This window comes from Streptomyces sp. NPDC029138 (genome assembly GCF_055564375.1).
The window spans coordinates 1-12,605 of sequence record NZ_JBVHWM010000067.1; the positions used below are offsets into that span (position 1 = coordinate 1).

A 12,605-nucleotide genomic window follows, 5' to 3' on the forward strand; every position below is an offset into this window, starting at 1 on the left:
TCCCCCCTCCCCCCCCCCCCCCCCCCCCCCCCCCCCCCCCCCCCCCCCCCCCCCCCCCCCCCCCCCCCCCCCCCCCCCCCCCCCCCCCCCCGGCCCGTCAGGTAAGGCTCGGCCGGACGGTCCGATAACGGCGCCTCTTCCCATACGTCTTGGCGCGGGACATCCCGAGGTCTGCGCGATGCGCTGGATGTCGGACTTGCGGTCCCAGCCCACGCGGAATCGCGTCTCGTCCCAGCGCTTCGATGGTGGTCGGGTCCTGTCGTTCCGGCGGGAGGCCGTCCGCGGCACCACCCAGCCGGAAGGCCGCTGCACTGTGCCGCGGATCAATGACTCGAGCTGCCGGACGCTCTCCAGTCAGGGACACCGGCGCAGCACAGTGAGCGCATCCGGGGAGAATCCCCATAGTGATGGCGCGGGGGGCCTTTGGAGCGTCCCAGAGCTGGTCGAGCTGGTCGTCGGTGCTGACCCTCGACGGCTCGCCGGTCACCACTTGCCCGGCGACACGGCGTCCAGCTGCACCGGACTGCGGCAAGACGACACTGTTGAACATGCGACCGACCTGGTCAGGCGATCCCGGGGAGGGATGCTGTTCGAGGACGTCGACGTCACCGCGCGGCCCATGAAGGCGCGCACCATCGCACAGGTTTTCCAGTTCCCCGTCAGTTGCAAGACGGTCGACGAGAACCTTGCCTCCCCGCTGCAGTGTCGGCACATGACGCATGACGATACGAGGCGATGAGCTGCGCGCCGGATGCGCCGGTCATGGAGGACGGTCGCCGGTGGCAGTAGCGCTGCGGCGGCCCGCCCCGGCCTGCCAGCCATCCCAACACCGGCAGCGGTCCCGCACGAGTGCCCACTCGGCATCGCTCATGACCGAGGCGTACCGAGTCCGGCGCCGCTTGTCGACAAGACGGGTCAACTTGCCACGTTGACGGCCCGCAATGTAGCGCCGGCCGCCCGTTGTACCGGTCCTGAACAACTCCGACCCCACGCCCGGAGAGTTCACCCTCTCACACCGGAAGCCCTCTTGTCTTAGTGTCATGTCACCGTCATTCTGTACCTGCGCGCGCCTGTCTACCCGCATAGACGCGCGCACGGGCTCCACCTGACAGTGCGACATCGACCACTCGACCCAGGAGGATCGATCCACGTGAGACCCCGTCACCCCCGTCGACGCAGCCTCGGCGCCGTCGCGGCATCCCTGGTCGCCCTGTGCGCCGGCCAGACCCTGAGCGCCCTGCCGGCCACGGCGGCCGTCAAGGCATCCGCCCCCAGGTCCGCCGTCACGGCCGCAGAGGACCACGCCGCGCGGGCGATAGCCGGCTCGCTCACCGACTCCGCCTGGGGTGCCCGCGTCCGGACGGCCGCGCTCACCTCCGAGGAGGTCGAGGTCACCGCGCTGGCCGGGCAGGCCGGCGGCACCCTGCAGTCCACCCTGACCGCGGCCGACCGCCAGATCGCCACCGCGAAGGGCCTGGGCACCGAGGTCGGCCCGCTGCTGCGGCTGCGGCTCGGGGACGCGTCCATGCGCACCGCGCTCGCCGGCGGGGCCACGCCCTGGGTGGCCGCGGCCACCCAGGACGAGAACGCCACCACCGTCACCGCCTACGACAGCCGCGGCCGGGCTCATACGCTGGACGCCCGTAGGGCGCCCGAGCACCCGGTGTACGTCGTCGACATCGACAGCTCCAAGGCACTGGCCGCCGGTCTGGACGTGCTGGCCGAGGAACTCTCGCGGTACGGCGTCCACTCCGCCGAGCAGGCCCCTGCCGACCGCCCGCAGGCGCTCGCCGCCACCGGCGGCTTCTGGACCACGCGCATCACCGCAGTCGAGCTCTCCGACGACGAGGAACCCTGGATCAAGGGGGACGCCGAGATCTACACCCTGGTCACCGGCTTCGGCCAGGACGGCAAGGTGCGCGTCGACCCTGTCGACATGCCATACCTCGACAACGACGGCACGGTCTACCGGCCCAACCAGATCCTGGTCAACTGGTCCTCCTACAAATACGACCTGGCCGACGCCGTGATGATGGAGGAGGACGGCAGCACCAACTACCACGACCTCGCCCAGGCCATCGCCACCGCGCTGCTCACCATCACCGACCAGGGCACCTACATTCCGCTGGTGAACGCGGTCCTGGACGCCATCCCGGACGACTGGTGGACCGACGACCCGGACTACGTCGACTCCTGGTACACCCTGGCCCGGAGCGACGACGGCACCCGCTACGGTGCCCGCGGCAACGGTTGGATGACGGTGCAGCCGTACTACGTGCCGGAGTTGTAGCCCAGCGCCGGACCCCGGCGCACGGGAGCCCGCACCGCCCGGTGGTGTACATCAGCGACGTGCAGTACAACTCCCCAGGCTGGGACGACCGTTCCAAAGGCAAGTCGCCTCGTGCAGGGGCGGCCTGCCTTGCACGGCCATGACTGCGAGCAGCCCAACTCAGGGGAGGAGGAGGCTGCTTGCGGCCGCGAAGGCGGTCAGGGCTCAGTTCATGGCGACGACGGTGGCGGTTCCGGCCGTGCTCGGGGAGCTCCGAGAGGCAGGGGCCGAGCGAGCGCGGACGCGATTCACGCTGGACTGCGGACGGCAGGACGGGCGGCACCAGCGGGAAGGTTCGCCGGGCGGGTGTAGTCGACAACGGCTCGATCACCTGACCACGCGGCCTCAGATGTCCCCGCATCCCTCACGGGCAGTCCGACAATCGGATGGCCGGAAGGACACTGCCTAGCACCCTGGCCTGTCCTGGCACACCCTGAGCAGCCACTTCCGAAAGGGAAACTGCCTAGATCGTGACCGCGATGTCCGGATGCGCCGGTGTCAGGGGGTGGTGCTGGCACCACCCCCTGATCGGGGGGCTGGGCCGACTGCTTCGCGGGCGACCGCGGAGGAGAGTTGCCTTCGTCACCAGGAGCCCGGCCGCAGGAGCCGGACACCGACAGCGGAACGGGGATGCATGATGGCCAGTCACACACGGCGGAAGATTCTCGGGGGCGCAGCGGCCGCGGCGGCGGGCAGTGTGGTCGGGAGCGGCCTCGGGCCCGGCTTCTCCACGGCAGCGGCACAGGCGAGCCCTTCGGCCGGGAAGGGCGGCACGAGCGGGGCGACCCCGTTCCTGACGGGGGCCTTCGCACCGGTCACCGAGGAGTTGACCGCCTTCGCCCTCAAGGTGACCGGCCGCATCCCGAACGACCTGGACGGCCGCTACCTGCGCAACGGCCCGAACGCGCTGGGCATCGAGGACGTCCGCGCCCACCACTGGATGCTCGGCGACGGAATGGTGCACGGAGTCCGGCTGCGCGGCGGACGAGCGGAGTGGTACCGCAACCGCTGGGTGCGCTCCTCGCAGGTGAGGGCGAAGCTGGGAGAGACCCGTCCGGGCCAGGCACCGCCGGACGACTTCGCCTGCAACACACACGTGATCCCGTACAAGGGCCGGATTCTGGCGATGCAGGAAGGCGGGCCGCTGCCGTACGAGCTGGACGGCGAGCTGGGCACCGTCCGCCCGTACGACTTCCGCTCCACGCTCGAGGGCGCCTTCGCCGCGCACACCAAGTACGACGCCACGGCGGACGAGTTGCACGCGATCGCGTACTACCCCACGTGGGACCATGTGCGGCACATCATGATCGACCGGACGGGCCGGGTGGCGCGGGCCACACGGATCCCGGTCGCGGACGCGCCGATGATGCACGACTTCGCGCTCACCGAGAAGTATGTGGTGATCGTGGACGTACCGATCACCTTCGACGGTGCCGCCGCGGAGGCGGGCGCGGTGGTGCCGTACGTGTGGAACGACAGGCACCCCATGCGCATCGGGCTGCTGCCACGCGCCGGCGGCACCACGCGCTGGTTCGACATCGACCCGGTCTACTACTCGCACACCCTCAACGCCCACGATCAGGGCGACACCGTCGTGGTGGAGTACACCGCGTTCCCCGCCCCGTTCTACGCCGCCGGGCGCGGCATGGGCGGCCCCTCAGCGACCGGTGCCCCGACGCTCGACCGCTGGGTGATCGACCTGCGCGCGGGCCGGGTGCACAGCAGTCGGCTGGACGACCGTCCGCAGGAGTTCCCCCGCATCAACGAATCCCTGGTCTCGCGCCGTCACCGCTACGCGTACACCGCGAGCACGGCCGAGATGTGGCGCGCGTACGAGGCCGTCGACGGGGCGTGGCCGGACGAGAAGTTCACCAACTACCTGGTGAAGCACGACATGCTGCGGGGCAGCAGGCAACTCCACCGCTTCCCTGTGGACGCGGCGGTCAGCGAGCCGGTGTTCGTTCCGCGGCGCGGGGCGCGGGACGAGGACGACGGCTATGTCCTGTCGTACGTGAACGACCCCGAGCGCGGCGCGACCGACCTGTTCATCCTCTCGGCCCAGGACTTCGGCGGCCACCCGCTGGCCCGCGTCCACCTGCCCGGCCGCGTGCCTCTGGGCTTCCACGGTAGCTGGATCGCGGATGCCTGAAGGGTGTTGCAGAAGGCCTGACGGCGGGCATGTCGGGGTGATGGCTGACCTGCTCTTTCACCCTGCCGTGGCGAGGTTGTGCGTGCTGGCTACGGCCTGGAGGGTGGTGGACTCCGTCGTCCCTCTGACGGCAGTCGCGGAGGACCTTTCAGTTCTTCATCCGGGCGAAGGCGTACTCGACTCGGGCCCGCACGCGCCGATGTTCGGCGTTGTCTTCCTCCTGGCCAGGCGGGAGTGGACGTCCGGCTCTTCTGCGGTGCGGGACGATCAGGCCGGTGCCCAGGTAGGCGCCGTCCGCGATCACCATCGTGCCCGCCGCCACGGCCGGCAGCTCCGACTCGCGCCACACAGGAGCGTCTGCCTTGTTGCCGGATGCCGGCCGGGCGAAGGCCACCACCAGGCGGGTGTCGGTGTCGACGATGACCTGCACAATCGCGCGAATCGGTAGTTGCGTGAGGACGCTGCGACCTGCCGGCCACGGACCGACCGTCCGTCTGACGGTCATCCAGCGTCTTCGGCCGCTGCTTGCGCTGGAGCCGGCACCCAGCACTGCGCCGGGCGCCGACCGGTTATGGATCGTGGGACGGGAGCGCAGCAGGCGCCGCACTGGCAGCCGCGACCGCGCTCCTCGCGCCGGCGCTGGGCATTCCCGCCGCACTGCTGGCGATATTCCTCGTCGGCCTCCCCCTCACCCCCATGTCGTGATCGGATGCGGCTGGCTCCAGTTGAAGGTGCTGAAACCGCGTCCGGCGTCATCGGGACGAGCGGCACGGTGGGGTTCTGGAACATGAACGGCTCCTCACGTACGGGCCGCCCCCGCCGATCGCGGCGGCCTCAGAAGCGATCTTCAGAGCGCGGGCCTGTGGACAGAGTCCGCGCACCGACGGTGAGCGGACTCGCCTGGCCGGTGCTGTGACGTGCGTCAAGTTGGCGGCGCTGCACGGTGGTTGATGTTGTCCGCCGCAGCGATCATGCGATCTGCGCATCTCGCTCTGTAGCCCAAGGTGGCCATGGATAGCCCCATCGGCATGATTGGGGGCGGACCTGAGCGCCTCGCGGTACTGTGCTTGCACGCGCGTGCGAGACGGGGGCGGCATGTCAGCGGAAGCTATAGGTGCGTTAGTGGCGGCACTGGCCTTCTGCCTAAACGCCTGGTCGATGCTCTACCTGGCCAGGCAGACGAAGACAGCTGCGCAGCAGACGCACGCGGCCGTCGAGCAGGCCGAGGTGAGCAATGTCATGGCGGCCATGTCGGCGAACGACACGGTGCTGCGGTCGCTGCGCGAAGTGCATACCCTCATGCTTGAGCGGGAGGGCGTGCGGGACTACTTCTACGGCTGTAAGCCGCTCCCCGATTCGCGCCGCGAGCGTGAGACCGTCATCACCCTTGCGGAACTCCTCGCAGATGTGATGAGCAGCGGCGTGCACGTACACCAGCGCGTTCCCGAGAGCGGCAGTGCCGGCCCGTGGACGGACTACTGCCGCGAAACCGTTGAGAACAGCCCGGTCTTGCGCCACCTGCTGCGAGCACATCCCACATGGTGGCCGCACCTGCTGTCGGTACTGCCCGACCACCTTCTGCAAGCCGACGGTCCTACCCGCGTCCCCGCACCCGGCAGAGGTCAGGGAGGCACTTGAGCGTCCACTAGTTCTCGCTGCACCCAGGGAACCGACGGCACGGCTGGGCCACTTGGTGGTGGGGGCGACGCTGGCTGATTGGAGGGCACGGTGCCCGCCGTGCGTACGGATGTGGCGTTGCGCGATACGTGATGAGCGCGACTCCGCCAACTACCGCGCAACATCAGAGAAGCAGCGTCATCTTGAAGTAGCTGACCAGGGCGGTGGCGTGAGGGTCGTTCGGGGTGCTCGTGCTGGTGGTGGGCGGCAGTCTGAGGTGTAGATCGTCTGGCAGGGTTGGTTTTGCGGGTTCTCGTCCGTCGGGATCGGCACCGCTCGTACGCTCCGGGGCGTGATGGACTCCGAGATACAGGAACGGATCGCCGCGCGGCGTGCGGAGCGGGACGGAGTCGAAGAACAGCTGGTCAAGCAGCTGGCGGAGGTGCGGGCCGAGCCGGATGAGCTTGTCGTGGCCGAGCGGGTGTGGCAGCGGATGAGTGAGCAGCTCGCCGACGAGCGGGCCCAGGCCGGATCGCCGGTGGTTCAGGTGGCGGGTCGGGCAGTGAGGGTGGTCCCGGAGCGTGGGCCGGGAGTCTTGGAGTTCGCGTTGCCGGCGCAGTATCAGCGCATCCTGGCTGCCGTGCGGGCGGCCGGCAGTCCGGTCGCTACCCGGCGGATCGGCGAGGCGCTGGGCGTGGACACCGGGGTGCGGAGCAAGCTGGAGCCGCTGCGCGGGAAGCTGACGAAGCTGGCCGACCGCGGCTGGCTGCACAAACGGCCCGACGGGAAGTTCACCGTCCGCCCGTGACCGGCCCGCACGGACGGCAGGGCGTAACCAAGGTGCCCCCGGCGGCTGTTGGAATTGTGTGGCGAAAACCAATAAGCATGCCGGGGACAACGTGTCCCTGATCTACCAGTGCCGCCTGCCGCTGTCCACGCGCACCGTGAACTACCTCGCCGATCTGCTGCGCGGCCACCTGAAGTCAATGCGGTCCAGATGGCGGGCACTGTCGGCCGGGAGGATCGCGACCATCGTGCTGGCCGTGCTGCGGCACGATCAGCGCCTGGCCGACATGGCTGGCGGCAACGACGTCTCCGCCATCACCATCCGGCGCCGGCGCGACGCGCTGATCACCTTGCTGGCCACCAAGGCCCCACGGCTGGTCCGCGCCCCGAAGAAGATCGCCCGGCGGGGACCACGGGGTCGTGGAGGTAGTGCCGTAGGGGAGGTCGTGCTGATCGACGGCACCCTGATCCCCACGCAGCGCCGCACCGGGACGGCGAACCGGCCGAACTACTCCGGCAAACACCACCGCCACGGCCTGCACGTCCTCGCCCTGACCGACGAACGGGGCCGGATGATCTGGATCTCCGCGGCTCGGCCCGGCCGCACTCACGACATCACCGCCGCCCGCCGTGACCGCATCCTGTCCCACCTACGCGCCGCCGGCCTCGGCGCCCTGGCCGATCTCGGCTTCGCCCATCTCAAGAACTGGCGGATCCTCACCAAGCTCCGCACGGATCCCGCCCGCGCGACCGGCCTGCTGCGCGCCCTGTTCGTCCTGACGTACCTCGAAGGAGCCCGCTAACAAATGATCTACACCCGAGACATCCGCCCAACACCAGCATGACCACCCCGAACGACCCTCACGCCACCACCCCGACCAGCTACTTCAAGAGGGCGCAGCTTCACTGAAGCTCGCAGCCACGGAGGTCACGGAGTCCACGTAGGTTTCCGAAGCTCGATCGCCGGTTACCGGAAAGTCATACTCTGCGCGGTACGGCTCCGTCCTGCCAGCGGTAGAGGTCGCGCAGCAGGGAGATCTCGGCACCGTGATGGATCAGCTCCCTGTTGACGTGCAGGACGATGCCCTCCATGGGAAACCGCTCGGGACCCACTGTGGGCGGATTCTCCAGGTCAGCGTCCGACAGCTCGCGGACCCCCGCGTTCCATCTCCCATACATCTCATCGAGCTGTTTCAGCGCCTCGTCAGCGGTCCCCGCGTAGGCGAATGTCTGGGAGTCGACGTCCTGGCCGCCGAAGTGCCATCCGACCCGATAGCCCAGGCAGGAGACGACGATGTGCGCCAGCCGCCAGGCAATCGTGGTCACCGGCGCCGGCACCGGGTCAGGGGACGCGGAGTCCATCGTCCATTCCCCCGAACCTGCCGACGTCGGTGCAGCCGACGTGCCACGTGGGCGGATGCTCCAGCAGCCACGCACCGGCTCCCAGAAGTACTCCTCATCGGCAAGACCGTGCAGCCGCGGACGCAGGTTCTTGTGCCAGTGCCGGTCCGTCGTGTCGCGTGCAGGTTCGGCAGTGAGCTGGCACGCAATTCGTCCGCCCAACTCTGCCGTCCGGCTGCGATCGCGGGCGGCAGAGCTGTGCCGTGCGCAGATGGGACCGTGCGGTAGCCAGCGCCTTGTCCAGAGCAGCGCGGATCTCATCGGACAGCCGTTCGCTGTGGACCCAGTCCACTATCTGTTCGGAGACCTGCCGCAGTTTGATGTTGGTGTGCTATGAGACCTATCGGAGCACTTGGAAGCCCGGGTCGGGGCGCAGGCCCCGAGGGAGATGACCACACCGATCGCCTGCTCGACCACGGCGTGGGGGAGAGGACGGCCTCCTGTAGCTGACCCACTTCCGTCCGCAACTCGCTGATCTTTTTCAAGGGCGTTTCCCGTGCCGGGACCGCGTGCGCTTCGGTCCATACGGGGGCACCGTTGCGGTGGTTGTCCATCGTGATCACATCCCAGAGCGCGGCCTCCCGTCCCGGTCGCCCCTGGAGCAAGGCCACCATCGTCTCCGGCGCCGCCCTCTTCCTCGCCCTTTCCTCCCATGGCTTCTCATGCCTATTCGACCGGAGCATTCCGGTTCGTCCGCGGAGGAACTCAGACCCGCCCTGGGGCGAGGGGTTGCTCCGTGCCACGTCAGCCGACCCAATCCGTGTTGTGAATGCGGTCGATCCTCGCTCCAATCCTGCGAGGCCGAGGGCACCTCGTTCATCGGAGCGGAACCCGGCGAGCACATCGAGACGCGCACCAACCTGCGCAACGGCCACCGCGGGAAGACGCTGACAACGCAGGCTGGTGATCTCGACCTGGCGATCCCCGAGGTCCGGACCGGCGGCTTCTTCCCCAGCCTGCTCGAACGCCGCCGCCGGATCGACCGGGCCCTTGTATGCCGTCGTCGAGGCATACGTTCACGGGGTCTCCACCCGCAGCGTGGACGACTTGGTCAGGGCCCTGGGCGCGGATAGCGGATCTCCAAGAGCGTGGTTTCCCGGCTCTGCGCTGACATGTACGCCGAACTCACCACCTTCCGCACCCGGCCGCTGGACCATACCCGTTCCCCCTGCATCTAACTGGACGCGACGCGACCTACTGCAAGGCCCGCGTGAACCAACAGATCGTGTCCCAGGCCATGGTCATCGCCACTGGCATCACCGAGTACGGCGAACGCGAAGTGCTGGGGCTGGTGGTCGGCGACAGCGAGACCGAGGCGTTCTGGACGGATCTCCTGCGCTCGCTGCGTGAGAGGGGACTGTCCGGGGTCCGCCTGGTCATCGCCGACCACCAAAGCCGCCTGGTCAAGGCCGTGCGCAAGGCCGTGCTCGGCGCCGGCTACCAAAGGTGTCGCGTTCACTTCCTGCGGAACGTCTTCGTTGATCCCGAAGGACTCCGCAGAGATGGCCGCAGCGATCCTCCGCACGATCTTCGCCCAGCCCCACGCCGCAGCCGTCCGGGCCCAGCTCGACACCGTCGCCGACGTGCTCGGCCGCCAGTTCCTCAAGGTCAGGGTCATGCTCCTTGAGGTGAAGGAGGATCTGACCGCTGTCGCGACTTCCCCGATCGGTACTGGAAGAAGATCCAGTCAACCAACCCGCTGGAGCGGATCAACCGGGAGATCAAACGCCGGACCGACGTCTTTCAGACCTTCCCCTACCCCCGACGCCATCGAGCGCCTCACCACCGCCGTGCTTGTCGAGATGCACGACGAGTGGATCGCCTTTGCCCGCCGCTGCATCCCCGAAGGAAGTGTGGACACGATCTACCCCCAAACCAAAGAGCAGATCGACCTCGTGCTGGGGGTACTCCCGGCGGCGTGCCAGGTATGGGTCTTCGGGGAAAGCCATGCGCAGGTCGAGGCGCCTCCCACGCGGCTTCCTTCCGTAGGTCGCCGTCCCGTCCCGGCGCTCCGTTCGACCGCCGGGAAACAGTCGCGCCGTCACCTGGGCGGGCGTTCACCGCGGACCCCGGCCGCGAACTCGGCTTCTTCTGCCTCGATCTCGGTCGCCTCCTGGAAGACCCGCTCGATACTGGCCTCCGGAATGACCACGGCTCCCGCCGTGTCGGCAAAGACGTAATCACCGGGAGTGACGCACACACCGGCGACTTCGATGGCGATGTCGGCCGCGTATGGCATGACTGTGTCGCCGCCCCAGCGCGTAGCCTCGCCGCGGCACCACGTGGCGAATCCGTGGTCGCGTAGTTGGGCGAAGTCCCGCAGTCTGCCGTCCGCCAACACACCAGCCAGCCCGTGATGAGCGACCCGGGTGAGTTTCGCGCCGCCACCGTGCGAGGCGTTCCGGTAACCCCCGCTGGAGAGCACCAGGACCCGCCCGGCCGGGTCGTCACCAACCGCTTGGTCGAACAGCTCACCGAAGCCGATCTCGGCCTGTGGCAGATCGTCCCGGTAGGGGAGGAAAGCCATAGTGGCAGCTGGGCCGAACAGCGATCTGGTGGGGTCGGGACTGGACAGAGGGAAGATGTGCGCACGGTGACTGTGGACGCGACCCATCGCATCCACCAGGTTCGCGCATCCGAGCCGTGCGGCCTCGGCCGCAAAATCCGTGCCGTCATGGCTGGTCATGTTTCTCCTTCGGGCTCACCTGAGATGGTGCCTGCCGCCATGCCACACTCGAGGCGGACTGCGGGCAGGCTCAGCCCAGTGCCGGCGTGCGCCACTCCTGGCGCGATGGCAGTCGCCATAGCAGCCGACATGAGGCGCGTCGGGAGCATGCCCCGCTCGCCGGTGGGGGATTCCCGTGCATCAGTCCATGTCATCCGGGGTGCCTGGCCTGCGGTTGCCTGGCCGCCTGGGCGATAGCAGGCGACGTGCGTGCCGCCCTCGTCACCGACGCCCCGCGGCCACCGAGCGGTACCGGGCCCGCCCGCTGGTGCCAGGGATGCCCTGCACGCCGGCCATGGTGCCCAGAACATGCGGTGCTCGCCGATGCCTGTGGTCGGGAGTGCGTCACCCAGAGCGTGGCGTCGTGAGCAGGTTTGCTCGGCAGGCAACACGCTCGCCCGGGGAAGGCCGGTCGGGAGCCGCTCCGCCAACAAGTGGGGTCGCCCGCGGAAGGGCAGGCGAGAAGGAAGTCACCGTCGTCTCCTGAGCGATAGCGGCATCAGCGGTCACACCCTCCAGTGTCGAACTAGGGCGGCGAATTGACCACTTCGGCCAAGGGCGATCGCGCGGATGGTCGAAGGAGGTGTGCGTACGCTATCCGAGCCGACCTGGCAGCGGATGACGCAGCAGTGACCGGATGCCCTCGATAAAGTGAGATCGGGCTCGTTAGCTGGCAGGAAGTAGCGGCGATCCAATGGTGGAGCGAATGGACGACGGCTCTCAGCCGGGCGCCCATGGGCGGGCTCATTGCCTGAGGCGACCGTGATCGGGGCGCCGAGATGCTCATGGGCACCAACGAGCAGGTCGTGGTAACCGGCTCAGGTGGAACTGTCACTGACCACCGCGGTTGGTGATCGGGTACGCCCCTTGAATCGGTAGATGAGACGGCATCTTCGCCGCCCAGCGATCCTCTGAAATGCCGGCAACGCTCCGATCATTCACGCTCGGGTATCCGGGCCGGAAGCCATTGCCGGCCGGCAGGTGTTGTGCGGAATCTTGTATGTGCTGCACACGGACATCCAGTGGGCCCAAAGAGCTGGGGTTCGGTTCGGGCGTGACGTGCTGGGCGCCGGCTGCGGGACTGGAACGAGGCCGACGTCTGGCAGCAGTTGTACGAGGTCCTGCTCGCCGAGCTGAACGCGAGCAGGAATCTCGACTGGTCCGGATGCGTGGTCGACTCCTCGCACGTCATAGCGCTAAAAGGGGGAGCCTCACGGGGCCCGTCACCGGTCGATCGGGGCCGGGTCGGCTCCGCACACCACCTGATCACCGACGGACACGGCACCCCGCTCGCGTCATCCTCACCGGCGGCAACCGCAACGACACCCAGCTCCTGGCCCTGACGGGCGTGACCGGGTCGGCCGGCCGCGCCGCAGAGCGGTCACGCTCTACGCGGATCGCGGCTACGACCACGGTGGGTGGTCGAGCGGACCTTTGCCTGGCTGCACGGCTTCCGCCGACTGCGCGTGCGCTGGGAACGACGAGCAGACATCCACGAAGCGTTCCGCAAACACTCACCTGCTGCCTGACCACGCACCGACAACTCAAGTCATTGCGATACCCGCTGCAACTCGCCCGCATGCCGGCGCCGGAAGCTC

General features: G+C 68.6%; 8 protein-coding genes and 3 pseudogenes. 8 read left to right on the forward strand and 3 right to left on the reverse strand.

Translation table 11 applies throughout. The features are described from left to right. The first annotated feature begins 583 nt into the window (after nt 1-583). The 3 genes from ACZ4WH_RS35435 to ACZ4WH_RS35445 all read left to right on the forward strand — a co-directional run bounded on the left by ACZ4WH_RS35435 (nt 584) and on the right by ACZ4WH_RS35445 (nt 4,478). On the forward strand, nt 584-739 hold the full coding sequence (locus tag ACZ4WH_RS35435) for a hypothetical protein (protein WP_468188586.1): 156 nt from the start codon (nt 584-586) through the stop codon (nt 737-739). 411 nt (nt 740-1,150) lie between these two features. Then, nucleotides 1,151-2,290 carry a DUF3103 family protein gene (locus ACZ4WH_RS35440; RefSeq protein ID WP_468188588.1) on the forward strand — a complete coding sequence of 380 codons (1,140 nt, stop codon included), beginning with the start codon at nt 1,151-1,153 and terminating at the stop codon, nt 2,288-2,290. A gap of 676 nt (nt 2,291-2,966) precedes the next feature. Beyond that, complete coding sequence (locus ACZ4WH_RS35445; protein ID WP_468188590.1) at nt 2,967-4,478, forward strand: carotenoid oxygenase family protein; 1,512 nt, start codon at nt 2,967-2,969, stop codon at nt 4,476-4,478. Between the two features lie 57 nt (nt 4,479-4,535). On the opposite strand, the pseudogene ACZ4WH_RS35450 reads toward ACZ4WH_RS35445, so the two are convergent. Next, a pseudogene (locus ACZ4WH_RS35450) lies at nt 4,536-4,961 on the reverse strand (transposase); the annotation flags it as partial. A 639-nt stretch (nt 4,962-5,600) separates the two neighbouring features. Between ACZ4WH_RS35450 and ACZ4WH_RS35455 the strand changes: the two are divergent. The 3 genes from ACZ4WH_RS35455 to ACZ4WH_RS35465 all read left to right on the forward strand — a co-directional run bounded on the left by ACZ4WH_RS35455 (nt 5,601) and on the right by ACZ4WH_RS35465 (nt 7,684). After that, nucleotides 5,601-6,116: a hypothetical protein gene (locus ACZ4WH_RS35455; RefSeq protein WP_468188592.1), complete on the forward strand. Its 516-nt coding sequence runs from the start codon at nt 5,601-5,603 to the stop codon at nt 6,114-6,116. 334 nt (nt 6,117-6,450) lie between these two features. Continuing rightward, entirely contained in the window at nt 6,451-6,903 is a 453-nt protein-coding gene (locus tag ACZ4WH_RS35460) for a hypothetical protein (protein ID WP_468188594.1), read from the forward strand. A gap of 58 nt (nt 6,904-6,961) precedes the next feature. Beyond that, entirely contained in the window at nt 6,962-7,684 is a 723-nt protein-coding gene (locus ACZ4WH_RS35465) for a transposase family protein (RefSeq protein WP_468188596.1), read from the forward strand. A 175-nt stretch (nt 7,685-7,859) separates the two neighbouring features. Here the strand turns inward: ACZ4WH_RS35465 and ACZ4WH_RS35470 are convergent, their stop codons facing one another. Continuing rightward, nucleotides 7,860-8,432 carry a DinB family protein gene (locus ACZ4WH_RS35470; protein ID WP_468188649.1) on the reverse strand — a complete coding sequence of 191 codons (573 nt, stop codon included), beginning with the start codon at nt 8,430-8,432 and terminating at the stop codon, nt 7,860-7,862. 647 nt (nt 8,433-9,079) lie between these two features. Between ACZ4WH_RS35470 and ACZ4WH_RS35475 the strand changes: the two are divergent. Continuing rightward, nucleotides 9,080-10,150 (forward strand): annotated as a pseudogene (locus ACZ4WH_RS35475) (IS256 family transposase); the annotation flags it as partial. A gap of 173 nt (nt 10,151-10,323) precedes the next feature. Here the strand turns inward: ACZ4WH_RS35475 and ACZ4WH_RS35480 are convergent. Then, nucleotides 10,324-10,968 carry an RraA family protein gene (locus ACZ4WH_RS35480; protein WP_468188598.1) on the reverse strand — a complete coding sequence of 215 codons (645 nt, stop codon included), beginning with the start codon at nt 10,966-10,968 and terminating at the stop codon, nt 10,324-10,326. 988 nt (nt 10,969-11,956) lie between these two features. Here ACZ4WH_RS35480 and ACZ4WH_RS35485 point away from each other — a divergent pair. After that, nucleotides 11,957-12,518: pseudogene (locus ACZ4WH_RS35485) on the forward strand (IS5 family transposase); the annotation flags it as partial. Nucleotides 12,519-12,605: the final 87 nt, after the last annotated feature.

Coding starts and splice junctions, on each gene's coding strand:
- ACZ4WH_RS35435 (WP_468188586.1), top strand. CDS start 584: ATGCTGTTCGAGGACGTCGACGTCACCGCGCGGCCCATGAAGGCGCGC.
- ACZ4WH_RS35445 (WP_468188590.1), top strand. CDS start 2,967: ATGGCCAGTCACACACGGCGGAAGATTCTCGGGGGCGCAGCGGCCGCG.
- ACZ4WH_RS35460 (WP_468188594.1), top strand. CDS start 6,451: ATGGACTCCGAGATACAGGAACGGATCGCCGCGCGGCGTGCGGAGCGG.
- ACZ4WH_RS35480 (WP_468188598.1), bottom strand. CDS start 10,968: ATGACCAGCCATGACGGCACGGATTTTGCGGCCGAGGCCGCACGGCTC.